Source organism: Chryseobacterium gossypii (genome assembly GCF_041361455.1).
In the GTDB taxonomy this organism is placed as follows: domain Bacteria; phylum Bacteroidota; class Bacteroidia; order Flavobacteriales; family Weeksellaceae; genus Chryseobacterium; species Chryseobacterium gossypii.
On record NZ_JBGCUR010000046.1, the window covers coordinates 1 to 15216 of the forward strand.

The 15216-nt window shown below is 39.7% G+C and carries 17 protein-coding genes; 2 read left to right on the forward strand and 15 right to left on the reverse strand.

Annotation, left to right across the window (positions count from 1 at the left end; translation table 11 throughout):
* Positions 1–164: 164 nt before the first annotated feature.
* From hisIE to ABMQ40_RS16075, 14 genes are all read right to left on the reverse strand, one after another.
* Positions 165–752 carry a bifunctional phosphoribosyl-AMP cyclohydrolase/phosphoribosyl-ATP diphosphatase HisIE gene (hisIE, locus tag ABMQ40_RS16010; protein WP_370901399.1) on the reverse strand — a complete coding sequence of 196 codons (588 nt, stop codon included), beginning with the start codon at positions 750–752 and terminating at the stop codon, positions 165–167.
* Positions 749–1501 (reverse strand): imidazole glycerol phosphate synthase subunit HisF, encoded by a 753-nt coding sequence (gene hisF, locus ABMQ40_RS16015; RefSeq protein WP_370901401.1) that lies wholly within the window; start codon positions 1499–1501, stop codon positions 749–751. The genes hisIE and hisF overlap by 4 nt, the downstream gene beginning before the upstream one ends.
* Entirely contained in the window at positions 1494–2216 is a 723-nt protein-coding gene (hisA, locus tag ABMQ40_RS16020; protein WP_370901431.1) for a 1-(5-phosphoribosyl)-5-[(5-phosphoribosylamino)methylideneamino]imidazole-4-carboxamide isomerase, read from the reverse strand. Before hisA ends, hisF begins: the two co-directional genes overlap by 8 nt.
* A 3-nt stretch (positions 2217–2219) precedes the next feature.
* Positions 2220–2798: an imidazole glycerol phosphate synthase subunit HisH gene (hisH, locus tag ABMQ40_RS16025; protein WP_370901403.1), complete on the reverse strand. Its 579-nt coding sequence runs from the start codon at positions 2796–2798 to the stop codon at positions 2220–2222.
* Between the two features lies 1 nt (position 2799).
* Positions 2800–3891 (reverse strand): bifunctional histidinol-phosphatase/imidazoleglycerol-phosphate dehydratase HisB, encoded by a 1092-nt coding sequence (gene hisB / locus ABMQ40_RS16030; RefSeq protein ID WP_370901405.1) that lies wholly within the window; start codon positions 3889–3891, stop codon positions 2800–2802.
* Positions 3891–4922: a histidinol-phosphate transaminase gene (hisC, locus tag ABMQ40_RS16035; protein WP_370901407.1), complete on the reverse strand. Its 1032-nt coding sequence runs from the start codon at positions 4920–4922 to the stop codon at positions 3891–3893. The genes hisB and hisC overlap by 1 nt, the downstream gene beginning before the upstream one ends.
* On the reverse strand, positions 4906–6204 hold the full coding sequence (gene hisD, locus ABMQ40_RS16040) for a histidinol dehydrogenase (RefSeq protein ID WP_370901409.1): 1299 nt from the start codon (positions 6202–6204) through the stop codon (positions 4906–4908). Before hisD ends, hisC begins: the two co-directional genes overlap by 17 nt.
* 1 nt (position 6205) lies before the next feature.
* Positions 6206–7063 carry an ATP phosphoribosyltransferase gene (gene hisG / locus ABMQ40_RS16045; RefSeq protein ID WP_370901411.1) on the reverse strand — a complete coding sequence of 286 codons (858 nt, stop codon included), beginning with the start codon at positions 7061–7063 and terminating at the stop codon, positions 6206–6208.
* 248 nt (positions 7064–7311) lie between these two features.
* Positions 7312–8409, reverse strand: coding sequence for a glycosyltransferase family 4 protein (locus ABMQ40_RS16050; protein WP_370901413.1), 1098 nt, complete (start codon positions 8407–8409; stop codon positions 7312–7314).
* Positions 8406–9182, reverse strand: a complete 777-nt coding sequence (locus ABMQ40_RS16055; RefSeq protein WP_370901415.1) for a polysaccharide deacetylase family protein — start codon at positions 9180–9182, stop codon at positions 8406–8408. The genes ABMQ40_RS16050 and ABMQ40_RS16055 overlap by 4 nt, the downstream gene beginning before the upstream one ends.
* 3 nt (positions 9183–9185) lie before the next feature.
* Positions 9186–10115: a glycosyltransferase family 2 protein gene (locus tag ABMQ40_RS16060; protein ID WP_370901417.1), complete on the reverse strand. Its 930-nt coding sequence runs from the start codon at positions 10113–10115 to the stop codon at positions 9186–9188.
* Between the two features lies 1 nt (position 10116).
* The gene (locus ABMQ40_RS16065) at positions 10117–11289 is read right to left on the reverse strand and encodes a glycosyltransferase family 87 protein (RefSeq protein ID WP_370901419.1); all 1173 of its coding nucleotides are present in this window, start codon (positions 11287–11289) and stop codon (positions 10117–10119) included.
* A gap of 25 nt (positions 11290–11314) precedes the next feature.
* Positions 11315–12127: a 2,3,4,5-tetrahydropyridine-2,6-dicarboxylate N-succinyltransferase gene (locus ABMQ40_RS16070; protein WP_370901421.1), complete on the reverse strand. Its 813-nt coding sequence runs from the start codon at positions 12125–12127 to the stop codon at positions 11315–11317.
* 155 nt (positions 12128–12282) lie between these two features.
* A complete protein-coding gene (locus ABMQ40_RS16075) occupies positions 12283–12855 on the reverse strand; it encodes a C40 family peptidase (RefSeq protein WP_370901423.1) in 573 nt (190 codons plus the stop codon).
* A gap of 151 nt (positions 12856–13006) precedes the next feature.
* On the opposite strand from ABMQ40_RS16075, the gene ABMQ40_RS16080 reads away from it, so the two are divergent.
* Positions 13007–13657 (forward strand): hypothetical protein, encoded by a 651-nt coding sequence (locus ABMQ40_RS16080; protein ID WP_370901425.1) that lies wholly within the window; start codon positions 13007–13009, stop codon positions 13655–13657.
* A 49-nt stretch (positions 13658–13706) separates the two neighbouring features.
* Here ABMQ40_RS16080 and ABMQ40_RS16085 read toward each other — a convergent pair whose 3' ends face one another.
* Positions 13707–14078 carry a hypothetical protein gene (locus tag ABMQ40_RS16085; protein ID WP_370901427.1) on the reverse strand — a complete coding sequence of 124 codons (372 nt, stop codon included), beginning with the start codon at positions 14076–14078 and terminating at the stop codon, positions 13707–13709.
* Positions 14079–14438: 360 nt separating this feature from the next.
* Here ABMQ40_RS16085 and ABMQ40_RS16090 point away from each other — a divergent pair, with 360 nt between their 5' ends.
* Complete coding sequence (locus tag ABMQ40_RS16090; RefSeq protein ID WP_370901429.1) at positions 14439–14831, forward strand: helix-turn-helix domain-containing protein; 393 nt, start codon at positions 14439–14441, stop codon at positions 14829–14831.
* The last annotated feature ends 385 nt before the right edge of the window (positions 14832–15216 follow it).

Sequence of the window (15216 nt, forward strand, 5' to 3'; positions counted from 1 at the left end):
CATAGGAAGAATGCACCCGTGTAGAGTTTTTTCATATTTGTGTTTTAATTTAAGGTTGTAAAGTTAATGTTTCTCAGCGATTTACAAAAGTCACATTTTAATGATTTATTCTTTTTTTTATCTACCATAGAAATGTAAAGCTCTACAACAGATCATTCCTTAATTCATTGATTTCTATCTTTGAGTACCTCTTCTATATGCTCAAGAAGGATTCCTTTGGACTTTAGCAGGATCAGAAAATGATACAGCAGGTCTGCCGCTTCATTTTTAAACAGGCTTTTATTATCATCTTTTGCTTCAATGACCAGCTCTACTGCTTCCTCACCTACTTTTTGCGCTATTTTGTTGATTCCTTCCCGGAAAAGGGAGTAAGTATAAGATCCTTCTGTTTTATCATCTATTCTTTTTGAAATTTTTTCTTCCAGTTCATATAAAAAACCTTTGGTATCTTTCTTTCCGAAACAGCTGAAGCTTCCGGTATGGCAAACAATATTTTGTGGTGCGGCCTTTATTAGAATGGCATCCTGATCACAATCGGTACTGATAGCCTTTACAGTTAAAAAATTACCTGATTCCTCCCCTTTTGTCCATAACCTGTTTTTGGACCGGCTGAAAAATGTAACGATTCCTTCACTTTTTGTCTTTTTAAAAGCTTCTTCATTCATATAGCCCAGCATTAGGACCTGCAGGGTTATGTTATCCTGAATAATCACAGGAACAAGCCCGTTATTTTTATTGAAATTTATCTTCATCTTACTTCGATGTTTTTATATTTTAATGTTTTTTTCAGATCTGAAATGGTCAATTCTCCAAAATGAAATAGACTTGCTGCCAAGGCTCCGGTTACCTTAGTGTATTCAAATACCGACTCAAAGTCCCGGATACATCCTGCTCCGCCTGAAGCGATAACAGGAATATTGATGTTTTCGGAAACCAGTCCGGTAATCCGGAGGTCAAACCCTTTACGGGTGCCATCACTATTCATGGAGGTGAGGAGAATTTCACCTGCACCGAGTAATTCGGTCTGTTTTGCCCATTCAACGGTTTCCAGCATAGTGATCTCTTTTCCGCCTTTAACATGAACCCTGTCAGAACCATCTATCCGTTTTGTATCAATAGCTACCACTATACATTGGCTTCCGAATGTTTTCGCAAGATCTGAAATCAACCCGGGATCTTTTACCGCTGAAGAATTGATGCTGATCTTATCCGCACCTGCTTCCAGAAGCTTTCCCACATCTTCTACGGAAGAGATTCCGCCTCCTACGGTAAAAGGAATACTTAGTTCCTTAGCAATTCTTTTTACGAGCTCTGTAAAGGTTTTCCGGTTTTCAAGGGTAGCTGTAATATCCAGGAAAACCAGCTCGTCAGCACCTTCCTGCTCATATTTCTTTGCCAGCCTGACGGGGTCTCCGGCATTCCTGAGTCCTTCAAAGTTGATCCCTTTTACAGTAACTCCGTCTTTTATATCCAGGCACGGAATAATTCTTTTTTTAAGCATTTTCAATATAATTTTCAAGTTCTTTTAACCGGATCTTCCCTTCATAGATAGCCTTACCTATGATCGTACCGGCACAGCCTATTTCCTGCATCCGGTAAATATCTGCGATACAGGAAATGCCTCCGCTGGCAATAAGCCGCACAGCATTTTCATGCAATATTTTTCGGTACAATTCCACAGAAGGCCCTTCAAGCATCCCGTCTTTTGAAATATCTGTACAGATAACATCCTGAATACCTTTCTGCTGATATTGCCTGATGAAATCGAACACGTCCAGGTCACTTTCTCTCAGCCATCCTGACGTCCTGATTCTGCTGTTTTCACAGTCTGCTCCCAGGATAATCCTTTCCGGTCCGTATTTTTCAATCAGCGTATGACAAAATCCGGGATCCTGAACGGCAATGCTGCCTATGGTGATCTGCTTTGCACCTGCATTGAAGGCCGTTTCAATATCTTCAGCTGTCTTAAGACCTCCTCCGAAATCAATGTGCAAAGAGGTTTTTTCAGCGATAGCTTCCAGAACCCTGTAATTGACGATATGCTTAGACCGGGCTCCGTCAAGATCCACCAGATGGAGATAACTCAATCCATGATCTTCAAATTCTCTGGCCACTTCTACAGGGTTTTCATTATATATTTTCCTGGTATTGTAATCCCCTTTGGAAAGCCGTACACATTTACCGTCAATAATATCAATAGCCGGAATAATTTTCATCATTTAAATTTTTAAAAAATTGTTTAAGATTCTGCTGCCTGTCTTTCCGGACTTTTCAGGATGAAACTGAACGGCAAAGAAATTGTCCTTTTGCAGGGATGCACTGAAAGGAAGGATATAATCACAAACTGAAGTTGTATTCAGTGACAATTCACAATAATAGCTGTGAACGAAATACACGCCGCTTCCCTCTTCAATTCCTGAAAAGACAGAGGATTTCAGGTCTGCAACAGAGTTCCAGCCCATATGCGGAACCAGGTTTTCAGGTGGAAATCTTTTTACTCTGATATCAAAAATTCCCATTCCGTGAATATTCCCTTCTTCATTGTAGCCGCACATCAGCTGCATTCCCAGGCAGATGCCTAAAACCGGTTGTTTTAATGTTGGGATCAGCTGATCTAATCCTTTTTCTTTCAATGTACTCATTGTTGATGATGCCTCTCCTACCCCCGGGAAAATAACCTTATCAGCTTTCCGGATCAGTTCGAAATCGTCTGTTACTATGGATCGGAAGTTTAATCTGTCCAAAGCATTCTGTACGGATCTTACATTTCCTCCGTTATATTTTATAATGGCAATCATTTTACAGGCTTCCTTTAGTTGAAGGGATACTGAAGTTATCGCCGGCTTGTCTTGCCGCCATTTTTACGGCCTTTGCAAAAGCTTTGAAAACAGACTCTATTTTGTGATGCTCATTATCCCCTTCCGCTTTTATATTCAGATTACATCTTGCAGAATCTGTAAAGGATTTGAAAAAATGATACAACATCTCCGTAGGCACATCCCCGATCTTTTCTCTTTTAAAATCAGCCTTCCATACAATCCAGGGCCTTCCGCCGAAATCTATGGCCACCTGAGCCAGACAGTCATCCATAGGAAGCAGAAAGCCATACCTTTCGATGCCTTTTTTCTTTCCTAAGGCTTTGAGAAACGCTTCTCCCAAGACAATTCCTGTGTCTTCTATGGTATGATGCTCATCCACGTGCAGATCACCGTTTACTTTTATCTTCAGGTCCAGGTTACCATGCTTTGCAATCTGTTCCAGCATATGGTCAAAAAAATATAAGCCTGTGGATATTTCGTTGTTTCCTTTTCCATCAAGATTAAGCTCAACCGTAATATCGGTCTCTTTAGTTTTTCTCGATACACAAGATCTTCTTGGAGCCTGCCTGAGATAATGATAGATCTCTGCCCAGCTTTCAGTGGTTAAATCTGCACCGTCATGGTAGCTGCTGCCAATAAAAATGGCTTTCGATCCTAAATTATGGGCAAGGCGGATATCTGTAATACGGTCGCCGATGACATAAGAATTTTTGAGATCATAATCCCCGTACAGATATTTTCCCAGCAGGGCCGTTCCTGGTTTGCGCGTAGGAAGGTCTTCATGCTCAAAACTTTTATCAATCAAAACATCATCAAAAACAATCCCTTCATTTTTAAAAGCATTCAGCATTTTTTCATGGGGCTTGATAAAATTTTCAAAGGGAAAGCTTTCAGTACCCAGGCCATCCTGATTTGTGATCATTACCAGCTCATAATCCAGCTCCTCAGCTATTCTGGAAAGATTACGGAATACTCCGGGATAAAATTCAAGTTTTTCAAGGGAATCAACCTGAAAGTCGGAAGGCTCCATGATTAGTGTGCCATCCCGGTCTAAGAACAATACTTTTTTCATTATTTTATATTTTTTAAAATGCGGACCAGTTTATTATTGTCTTCTCTGTTTCCTATGCTGACCCTGATACAACCCGGAATCAGAGGCGCTCTTTTGCTTACAAGCACTTCTTCTTTCAGCAGCTCATGATACACTTTATCAACATCATCGAACTCAAGTAAGAAAAAATTTGCTTCCGTAGGATAAACCTTTGTAATACAGTCTATATCCTGAAATTCTTTTTCCAGCCAATTTTTCTGCATTGAAATTTCTTTTAAATGTTCTTCGATCTCTTCCCGGCGCTCAAGCTTTTCAAGGATCAGCGTCTGGCTTATAGAGTTGACATTATAAGGTGCTTTCACCGTATTGATCAAACGGATGATCTCCTCGGACGCATAGGCTGCTCCTACCCTTGTCCCGGCCATTCCCCAGGCTTTCGAGAATGTCTGGAGAACAATAAGATTCGGATATCCGGATAATAGTTCGAGGCATGATCTCCGACCTGAAAATTCGATATAAGCTTCATCTACCACTACAATTCCGTTGAAATTCCGGACATAAAATTCAATATCCTCAATACTGTTGCCTGTAGGATTATTGGGCGAACACAGGAAAAAAACCTTTAGCTGAACATCCTTTGTTATACGGATGAAATCATTTTTCACGATGTCAAAGTTTTTATCCAGATCTAGTTTTACAACCCTGTTTTCATTGATGGATGCATAAAATCCGTACATGGCGAATGAAGGATTCATAACCAGAACGGAATCTTTCTTAGGTTCGCAGAAAATTTTGATGATGAGATCAATCAGCTCATCACTTCCATTGCCAATAGCGACCTGCCCTGTTGAAATATTTTTTAATTCAGCCAGCTTTTCCTTAAGCAGCTTCTGGGTGGAATCCGGATAGCGGTTGAATCTGCCGGACGGGTTTTCATTAGCATCCATAAACACCGGCTGATTGAAGTCATTCAGATCCCTGAAACTGATATAAGGCTGAAGTTTCAGGATATTTTCCCGAACCCAATGGGTGATGTCAGGTGTTTTTTTCATTATTATTGAATTTTAATCGGATTGATACTGCATTTTTATGGGCTTCCAGGCCTTCCGCCTTTGCCATAACTTCTATGGTTTTTCCTAAATTCCGGATCCCTTCTTCTGATATATGCTGGAATGTGATCTTCTTCACAAAGCTATCCAGAGAAACACCGCTATAATTTCTTGCAAAGCCGTTGGTAGGCAAGGTATGATTGGTTCCGCTGGCATAATCCCCGGCGCTTTCACAGGAGTAATTCCCCAGGAAAACAGAGCCTGAATTATGAATCAGAGGAAGATATTTTTCAAAATCATTTACTGCCAGGATAAGGTGCTCGGGAGCATAGAGATTACTTAGTTCGATTGCTTTTTCGATGGTTTCCAGCAGGATAAAGCAACTGTTATCCAATGCCTCCTCTGCAATGGCGCTTCTCGGAAGTTTACCAATCTGTTTACCGATCTCTTCAATCGTTCTGTTGAAAATATGCTGATCATTGGAGATAAATATCACCTGGCTGTCACCTCCGTGCTCTGCCTGCGACAGCAGATCAGCTGCGCAAAATTCAGGGACAGCCTGTTCATCGGCAATTACCAGCACCTCACTTGGTCCTGCCGGCATATCGATGGCAATACCCAGGTTTTGGGCATATTCCTTTGCCGCTACTACGAACTGATTTCCAGGCCCGAAAATTTTGAAGACCCCGGGGATACTTTCCGTACCTATGGCCATGGCCGCAATTGCCTGGGCTCCTCCTGCCTTAAAAATCCGGGTTACTCCGCACAGCTTTGCCGTATAAAGTATTGCCGGGTTTATCTTCCCGTTCCTGTCGGGGGGCGTGCATAAGATGATTTCCTTACAACCGGCCAGCCGGGCAGGAACTGCCAGCATCAGAACTGTTGAAAATAGAGGAGCCGTTCCACCGGGAATATAAATCCCTACCTTTTCAATAGCACGGGGTTCTCTCCAGCAGATCACCCCTTTCGCCGTTTCTATCTTTTCGTTATTTATTCTCTGGGCTTTATGAAATCCGGTGATATTTTCCTTAGCCACCCGGATCGCCTTTTTCAATTCATTGCTCAAACCGGATTCTGCCTCGGTGATTTCCGTTTCTGTAACACAAACAGTATCGAGTTCAGCCGAATCAAATTTCTTTGCAAAGTTTAATAACGCCTTATCGCCTTGTTTTTTAACTTCAGTGAAAATGTCTGAAATGATTTTTGTAAGTTCTTCCCGTTCCAGAACAGGGCGCCTTGTGACCTCCTCCCACTGGTCTCTTTTGGGATATCTGTATATCTTCATATTAAATAACCATTTTATCAATTGGAACTATTAAAATATCCTGGGCACCGTTTTCCTTCAATACATCAATAACCTCCCAGAAACTGTCCTCATCAATCACGGAATGAATGCTGCTCCACCCTTTTTCTGCCAAAGGAATTACTGTAGGGCTCTTAAGTACAGGAAGCAGGCCGGATACTGCGGAAATTTTCTCATCCGGAACGTTCATCAGGATATATTTGGAGTTCTTGGCTTTTAATACAGCCCTGATACGGAATAGAAACTTTTCAAGGATCACTTCCTTATCCCATGGCAGTTGTAAAGCTCTTGCCAGGACAGCTTCAGATCTCAACAGCGTAACGGTTTCCCTTAACCCATTTTTAAAAAGAGTGCTGCCGGAACTTACAATATCACAGATCCCATCTGCAAGACCGATATTAGGGGCGATTTCGACCGAACCGGAAATGATATGGATATCTGCAGAAATATTATTTTTTTCCAGGAACTTTCTGAGGGTGTTCGGATAAGAGGTCGCTATTTTTTTTCCATGCAAATAAGCAAGGTCATCGGTATCCACTTCTTTTGGAACTGCCAGGGAAACCCTGCATTTTGAGAACCCGAGCTTTTGGATCACCGGAATGTTCTTCTGTTTTTCCACCAAAAGATTTTCACCTACAATAGCCGTATCCACTACTCCATCTTCCAGGTATTGTGGAATATCCGAATTACGCAGATACATGATTTCCATAGGAAAGTTATCCACCGAAACCTTCAGCTGATCCTTTCCGTTGTTAATGAAAATACCGCAATCTTTGAGAAGCTGTAAGGAGTCTTCATAAAGCCGGCCACTTTTCTGAATTGCAATTTTTAGTTTACTCATTTTTTTTCTGTTAGAGCCTGAGTAAATAAAAACTGGTTGTAAAGAAATTTCGGGGAAATATGCAGAAAAACAAAAACCGTCTATTTACTCAGACGGTTTTAATTATTTTGACTTTTAACACATTCATATCAATCAATTCCGTCTTAGCAGAGATGATGATAGTAATGATGTAGTGTTAAAAAGTTTTGTGTCATTGTTGAAAATTGTGGTACAAATTTAGGGTTTGTTTTTAAAAAAGCAAGATATTTCTAAAGAATTTTTTGATAAAAATTCATCAGTTTGCGGGCAATCGGCTCATCATTAAACTTCTGAACATATTCAAAACCCTTTTCAGCACGGCGTTTTCTCTCTGTCTCATTATCCCACAGAAACTTTATTTTGGCCCGGATATCCAGGTAATTATGCGGATCGATATATACGGATTCTTTTCCTCCTGCTTCGGGAAGACTGCTGGTATTGCTTGTAATGACAACGGTCTGTGAGAAAAGTGCCTCGATCACCGGGATCCCGAATCCCTCAAAGAAACTCGGATAGACGAAAATATCGGCTAACCTATATAGTATTGCGAGCTCCTCCATGGTAACTCCTTCCAGAAAATAAACCTGATCCGCCATTTTGTTTTTTTTAATAAACGCCTCTACCTTTTTATAGTAACCGGCTTTTTTTCCTACTACTACAAGCGGTATCTCCGTACCATGAATCGCCTTTACCACGTTCAGAATATTTTTACGGTCCTCTATGGTTCCCACACTCAAAATATATCTTTCAGGCAGGCTGAACCTCTGCTTGGTATCCCGGACCCGTTCTTCGGGCTGCTGTTCTTTAAATGCCTGATGACAACCCTGATATATTACCTCAATCTTGTTTTCCGGAACTTTCAAATAGGTGATAATATCTCTTTTGGTCTGCTCAGAAATAGCGATGATTCCGTCTGCAGCTTTAGCAGCCTTTTTAAACTTCCAGAGGTGCATTTTGCGGTCAAAAAAAGAATAATACTGCGGATATCTCATGAAAATAAGATCATGGATGGTCACTATTTTTTTGATAGGCTTTTTATTCCATCGTAAAGGCAGTTCACCGGAAAGACCATGGAAAATATCTGCGCTATGCTGTTGGGCATCTTTTCCCATCTTCAGCTGACGGGACATATATCCTTTAGAGATTTCAATAAAACGAACACCAGGCTTTTCCAATATTTCCTTTCCCCTATCTGACTTTTTACCGGCAAACAGAAGATATTCGTTTTCGGGATAATACCGTGCGAGGATCCTTACAAGGTCCCGCGAATAATTCCCCAGTCCTGATGCGTTATGAAAAAAACGCTTGGCATCAAAGGCTATTTTCATGGCTTTATTCTTTGTTGAAATTCCTGGAACGTTCCGAAAGTATGATTCTTACTTTTCAGCCAGCGGATCAATTCATCAAATCTTTCCACCATATCTTTACCTGTATTTTTTGTCGTAAACCCCGGCAGGTTGAAAGCTTCATCCTTAATATCCGAAAACTCCCAGGGATGAAAATAAATATTCAGATATTTGTCTTTTCTCAGCACATCGGAAGCCAGTTTTTTATAAACTCCCAACGGGAAGTTATGAAAGCTCAGCCAGAACAAAGGAATCCTGAAATTGGGAGAAACTGAAGCGGGGATCTGCATCACATTACCTTCCGGGAAATATGTTCTTGACACCTTCAGGTTATTGTACCTTCCGGGTAATAAGGTAGGATTAACGGATGAATTATAAGCATATCCCGCATTTTCAACGGCTTTATTATCCACCGGCATCATTCTCGGCATTCTCAGACCGGTTACTTTTGTTGAAAATAATTCTTCAAGCTTTTCTCTGGATTCTTTGAGGTGTTTTTCTTCAAATTCAGAGTGAAACCAGGTATGAGATGCCAGTTCATGTCCTTCCTCCAGCAATCTTTCAATTAAATGTCTGCTGTTTTCCGCAAAAACAACGGTTGAAAAGAAAGTAGCTTTAGCCTGATGCTTTTTAAGGATATCCAGAACATTTCCAAGTCCGTGCTGGGAGATTGAAATCTGCCTGTCAAAAGAGATCTTACCTTTGTATTCCAACGGCATGTCAAACTCCTCTATATCAAAACTTAATAATACCATCTTTTAAAAATTTTTATTCCTGATAATATAATTCGGCCTCTCTTTCACCTGTTTGAATATCTTGCCCAGATAAATACCTATAATCCCCAGGATTATTAATTGCAGGCCACCAAAGAATACAATGGTCATAATCAGGGAGGCCCATCCTGATATTTCTGTTTTGGCAACAAAGGAATGAATGACATAGAAAATATAGCCTACCACAGAAATGCCGGAGAACAGAAAGCCCAGATATGCGGCAATATAAAGTGGCTTTACACTGAAGGCGGTAATACCCGTGAAGGCAAAAGTGAGCATCTTTTTCAGATTATAACTGCTTTCACCGGATAGTCTTTCTTCGGCTGTAAACTCTATACCGGCCTGTTTAAACCCCATCCAGCTGGTGAGTCCCCTCAGGAACAGGTCGTCTTCGGTAAAATTTCGCATGACCTCTACCGCATTGGCATCCAGCAGCCTGAAATCTGAGCCACCACCCTTGGTAAGATTTACATCGGAAAGGCTTGATAATATCCTGTAGAAAAAGTCCGACGTCTTTCTTTTAAAAAAAGAGATCTGCCTGGGATACGTCCTTATCGTATAGACCACATCATAGCCTTCTTCCCATTTCCTGATCATTTCCGGGATCAGCTCCGGTGGGTGCTGAAGGTCGCCATCCATTGAAATCACGGCATTACCACGGGCATTATCCATACCTGCCTTTACTGCGGGCTGATGCCCGAAGTTTCTTGAAAATTCAATGTATTTTACTTCTTCATATTGCCTGGAAAGCTCTTCCAGTTTTTGCTGGGTATTGTCCCTGCTTCCGTCATTTACAAAGATAATTTCGTAATCATAGCCGGATAATCCGTAAAACACCTCTCTGATCCTCTGATGGATCATGGCAACGTTTCCTTCTTCGTTGTACGCGGGAATTACTATGGAAATTTTCTTCATATTATGCTTTCAAACTGTAATTTTTTTCAAAATCCTTGGTCAACAGCTCATAGATTACTCTCAGCCAAACAATAATGCAAGGTACAGCTTTTAATGAATACTTTTTGATATAGTTGAGCCTGATGTTCTTGGGGAATAAATCCGATGTTGAAAAGCAGGTAAAAATAATTACAAAAATCAGCAGGCCTATAAGCCACGGAGATCTTTCTTTCTGCAAGAAAAACCATATCATCACACCGGCTATGGCAATAATATAGGTAGGTGATTCTGAGCTGGAGCTGAACAGCACCAGAAAAAGCAAGGTAGAAGCCAGGATCATCAGCTGAAAGGCGTAATTTTTATACTGCCTGATCCTGATGTAAGGTGCAGCAAATAAAGGAAGCCCGAAAGCTAAAAATACAAGGTTTGAAATGGATGCATCGCCAAGAATCCTTCTGAAAAAACCCATAAGAGAAATATCCTGCATATTCCCCAGTACCTGGTTCTCGTTATTTTTTTCAATAATGGAATGAAACCAGTCTGTATAGCTACGGATCACAAACTCCGGGCTGGAGTAAGCCATCGGAATGACAAAGAATAGAGCTCCGATAACCAACCCTGAAAGGATAAATTTAGTTTTATTCCTGATAAAGAAAAACTGGGAGAGCCCCACAACACCATAGATCTTTACAAAAATTCCGGTCAAAATAGCTGTCACGGATTTCACCTCTTTTCTTTCATAAACGTAAATGGCAGACAACATCAAAAGCCCTGTTAAGGCTACATTGAACTGTAGGCTCAGTGCCGCGGTAATATATTCCTGCAGGCAAAGAAGCCCGAAAAGCGCCTTTTTAGAATCTGAAAAAGGGAGCTTGTGGATAGCATATACGAAAAGAAAAGTATTGGCTAGATTCCACAGAGAAATACCCAACCAGTCAGGCATTACGGCAAACGGAGCAATCAGCAGGCTGAAAAAAACACCGTAGTGATTCAGATCAAAATAAAGATCAGGATAATGGATGAACAGGTTTTTCTGATGAATGGTGTTAAAAAAAACATTCTTAAATATCAGGTAATTATTGATGGCATAGTCTCCTCTTACATATTTGGAAATGGCAGTAATCACCGATATAATAAGATAAACCCCAAATATATATTTAGGGTTTAATATGATTTTTAAAAGTTTCTCTTTCAAGCTGACGGATATTAGTTTATACTGGTTAAACCGCTACATTATTTTCTCTTAAAGCATCATTAAGAGACGTTTTTTTATCTGTAGACTCTTTTCTTTTTCCGATGATCAGTGCACAAGGAACCTGATATTCTCCGGCAGGATATTTTTTGGTATAACTTCCCGGGATTACTACGGAACGGGCTGGCACCCTTCCCTTGATCTCTACAGGCTCATTCCCTGTCACATCAATAATCTTGGTAGATGCTGTCAACACAACATTAGCTCCCAATACGGCTTCTTTCTCCACATGAACTCCTTCTACCACGATACATCTCGATCCGATGAAGCAATCATCTTCAATGATTACCGGTGCTGCCTGTAACGGTTCCAAAACACCTCCGATACCTACACCACCACTTAAGTGAACGTTTTTACCGATCTGTGCACAGCTCCCTACTGTAGCCCAGGTATCCACCATTGTTCCGGAATCCACATAAGCACCAATGTTCACATAGGAAGGCATCATAATAACACCGGAAGCTACAAATGAACCTTCTCTGGCAATAGCATGAGGTACAACTCTTACTCCTTTTTCTGCATAATTTTTCTTCAAAGGAATTTTATCATGAAATTCAAACGGTCCTACTTCAATGGTTTCCATTTTCTGGATCGGGAAATATATTACCACAGCCTTTTTCACCCATTCATTTACCTGCCATCCGCTTTCTGTAGGCTCAGCAACACGAAGCTCTCCTGAGTCCAGTAAAGAAATAACTTCTCTTATCGCCTTCTGGCTGTTTTCATCCTGTAATAAATCTCTATTATCCCAAATGTTTTCAATAGTTTGTTGTAACGACATGTTTCTTGTTTAAATAAGTTTGAAATTTTACGCGAAGATACAAAAAAGTTCAGCAAAACTTTTTAAACATGTCTGGCTGGTATTAAAATCTGAATTACTATCTATCCCTGTAAAAAGCGGTAAAATCGAAGTACCTGAATGTTTTAACAATATCTTTATAATACCCTTTGGGCATGAAGATAGGCTTTGTTCCAATATTTCTCGTTAAGCGAAGAAATGATTACTCCTTTGGTTGTCGAGGCGTGGATAAATCTCACTTCCCCATCGGTCCCTATATCATGAACTATACCTACATGGGATACCCTCGTTCCGCCTGCTGTTGCAAAAAACAATAAATCTCCCGGCTTCACTTCCTTTATATCTATTTTTTTTCCTGTTGCAGCCTGGTCAGAAGATCTTCTGGGCAGCTTAAGGTCATTTTCCTCAAAAACTTTTACCGTAAATCCGGAACAGTCGAAACCGGAAGAAGTGTTTCCGCCAAACTTATACGGTGTACCGATGTATTTCTCCGCATCTTTGAGAATCGCATTGACTGATCTGGGGATGCTTCCGTTAAAATTGGAATCCAGCTTTCTCAGGCTCTCGGATTTTACAACAGCTTTATTGCCTGTGTTCTTTTTAACGGTGACATTCCTGGAACTGCCACAGGAAATGATAAGTGATGAAGCGATGAATAAAACGGATAATGGTTTTATTCGCAGGTTTCTATGTGATAACAAGGCTCCCATATTGATTCTTATTTACAAACATAACAAAATATTTACAAATATATACTTTATATTTTAAATATGTTTCAACTATACTACAACTATATGATAAATATATGTTAAAATTTTTTATTTACCGGATTATCACTATATTTGATTCCTAATTCAGTGTATGGCTACTTATGAAAGTTTAATTAAGATCAAAGGAGCAGTGGGCGACCTTGTTTTCTATAATCTGAACGGAAAAAATATTGTCCGGAAGAAAAGCGGGTTTAATAAAACAGCTTTCAAAAAAAGCCCTACTTATGAAAAGGTAAGGCAGAACAGTTCGGAATTTGGGCACTGCTCTAAAATCGGAAAGGTAATAAGACAGGCTCTTGAAAAATATATCAGATCGGCGGATGATCCCCTGCTCTATCAGAAGTTTGCCAGGCTGATGACTGCCATTAAGGATCTGGACTCCGTTTCTGAAAGGGGAAAAAGGACCATCAGTAAAGGAATTTCAACAGAAGAAGGTAAATTGTTGTTAAAAGGATTCCGGTTCGGGAATAGACCCAACTTTGATGATAAAACTGCCGTTTCCTTAAATTTATGGGATAAAACCCTTCATCTGGGAGAGCAATATTCTGGTGCGGATGAAGTGACTATTGTGTCATTAAAAGTAGATCCGGAAAAATATACTGCAGAAACTTTTGAAGATCAGATACCTTTGAATGGACAGGAAAAGGTGGTGTTTAGGAAGCATTTTCCGGATGATGAGACCGTACTTCATTTTGTCGTTCTGAAAAAAGACGGGCAGATAACAAATATGGGGTTCGTTTAATAAAAAAACCTGTACTTGTTGTACAGGTTTTTTCTTTATTGTTGAGATATTATTTATTTTTTTCGCCGCTCCAGGTACCAGTCCTTTCAGGGGTAGGAACCGAGTTTCTCCAGCTGCCGCTTCCTGTTTTTTCTCTGGTAAGATTTCCTCTGAATTCTCCATCGGTAGGCAGTCCTATTGAAGCATTTAATTCTCCTGTATCGCTCACATGTCCGGAAATATTGTAGTTTTCATTATTCTGGTCAGAGTGCATTGTTCCCGTTACTTTTCCGTCGCTGGCTACCACCATGTTCCAGACCCCTTTATCACTACCCTCATAAGTTCCGGACCATGTTCCGATAAAGTCATAAATGGTATCTTCGTCTGAATTGCAACCGATCAGTAAAAAAGTTGTTAATAAAAGTAAAAAAAATTTCTTCATAGTTTTAAATTCTAATGTTCAGTTCTACGGTTATTGATTCATTTGAAACCAGCCTGTCCGATTTATAACTGTTCCAAAGAACCAGTAATTTCCTTAAAAGCTCCTTTAATAGAGAATTTGGCAAATGAACAAAATAATGTTTGATATACAAAATTTTAAATGTTAATATATGTTAAAATTAATAAATTTATCAATGATAGCCAACAGATCAGGTATAATCTTATAAAAAAATAAAAGAACAGGCATTTTTTGAAATAATATTATATTCCTGAGCAAACAGATTACTGAAGCTGACATCGGCTAAATTAATCCGGATTTATTAATTTTGAACAGTTATAATACCCGCCTAAATTTATTATTATGAAAAACACAGATGTCAATAAGAGAAGCTTAGAAATTACCAGGCAGTATTTTGATTTTTTAGAAAAGCATATTCAGGCCGTTCTTAATGATGAAGTTCAGGAATTTATGGAACTTAATCAGATCGCCAGTGAGCTTGCTGTATCCCATAAGCATCTCACCGATACTATTCAAAAGGTGAAAGGTAATCATCCCTGTCATTTTTATGATGAGAAAATAATCAATAAAGCCAAGGAATGGCTGACCCAAACCGAGCTGTCTATCGCACAGATAGCCCGCAGATTTACCTATGATCCTTCAAACTTTTCTAAATTCTTTAAAAAATGGACAGGACAAACACCAGGACAATTCAGAAAGGCAGAAGAACGCAGATCAGCCGAGCAGCCTGAATAGATCTTATTCAACCATGAAAATCATGCGAAATTCCTGTTAAATCAACGGTCTTACGTAACTCCTGAATCAGTATTTATCCGGCATATTATTCAAAAGCATTTCCCGATGGTTGAAATATGAGTTTATGAAATAAGAAAATTAATATAAAATTCACTTATATGTGAAATATTTGTTTTATATTTGAAAAATTTTATTTTTTTTCATAAACATTTTTTAAGCCTTCCAAATCATGGAAGGTTTTTATGTTCCTTCTCTCAACAGTTATCTAATAAGCCAATGCCGGATGACAAATATCATCCGGCATTGTAATGCTGAAATCTGAAAATAGAACTTATCTGGTAGTATATCCTCCGTTGGCAAAAATGGTCTGCCCTGTGATCCACCA

Excerpts from the sequence above, each read along its gene's own strand:
- hisD (WP_370901409.1), bottom strand. The coding sequence starts at position 6,204 with ATGAAGATATACAGATATCCCAAAAGAGACCAGTGGGAGGAGGTCACA.
- hisIE (WP_370901399.1), bottom strand. The coding sequence starts at position 752 with ATGAAGATAAATTTCAATAAAAATAACGGGCTTGTTCCTGTGATTATT.
- ABMQ40_RS16060 (WP_370901417.1), bottom strand. The coding sequence starts at position 10,115 with ATGAAGAAAATTTCCATAGTAATTCCCGCGTACAACGAAGAAGGAAAC.
- ABMQ40_RS16080 (WP_370901425.1), top strand. The coding sequence starts at position 13,007 with ATGGCTACTTATGAAAGTTTAATTAAGATCAAAGGAGCAGTGGGCGAC.
- ABMQ40_RS16085 (WP_370901427.1), bottom strand. The coding sequence starts at position 14,078 with ATGAAGAAATTTTTTTTACTTTTATTAACAACTTTTTTACTGATCGGT.
- hisH (WP_370901403.1), bottom strand. The coding sequence starts at position 2,798 with ATGATTGCCATTATAAAATATAACGGAGGAAATGTAAGATCCGTACAG.
- ABMQ40_RS16055 (WP_370901415.1), bottom strand. The coding sequence starts at position 9,182 with ATGGTATTATTAAGTTTTGATATAGAGGAGTTTGACATGCCGTTGGAA.
- ABMQ40_RS16070 (WP_370901421.1), bottom strand. The coding sequence starts at position 12,127 with ATGTCGTTACAACAAACTATTGAAAACATTTGGGATAATAGAGATTTA.
- hisC (WP_370901407.1), bottom strand. The coding sequence starts at position 4,922 with ATGAAAAAAACACCTGACATCACCCATTGGGTTCGGGAAAATATCCTG.
- hisB (WP_370901405.1), bottom strand. The coding sequence starts at position 3,891 with ATGAAAAAAGTATTGTTCTTAGACCGGGATGGCACACTAATCATGGAG.
- hisG (WP_370901411.1), bottom strand. The coding sequence starts at position 7,063 with ATGAGTAAACTAAAAATTGCAATTCAGAAAAGTGGCCGGCTTTATGAA.
- ABMQ40_RS16050 (WP_370901413.1), bottom strand. The coding sequence starts at position 8,409 with ATGAAAATAGCCTTTGATGCCAAGCGTTTTTTTCATAACGCATCAGGA.
- ABMQ40_RS16090 (WP_370901429.1), top strand. The coding sequence starts at position 14,439 with ATGAAAAACACAGATGTCAATAAGAGAAGCTTAGAAATTACCAGGCAG.
- hisA (WP_370901431.1), bottom strand. The coding sequence starts at position 2,216 with ATGAAAATTATTCCGGCTATTGATATTATTGACGGTAAATGTGTACGG.
- ABMQ40_RS16075 (WP_370901423.1), bottom strand. The coding sequence starts at position 12,855 with ATGGGAGCCTTGTTATCACATAGAAACCTGCGAATAAAACCATTATCC.
- hisF (WP_370901401.1), bottom strand. The coding sequence starts at position 1,501 with ATGCTTAAAAAAAGAATTATTCCGTGCCTGGATATAAAAGACGGAGTT.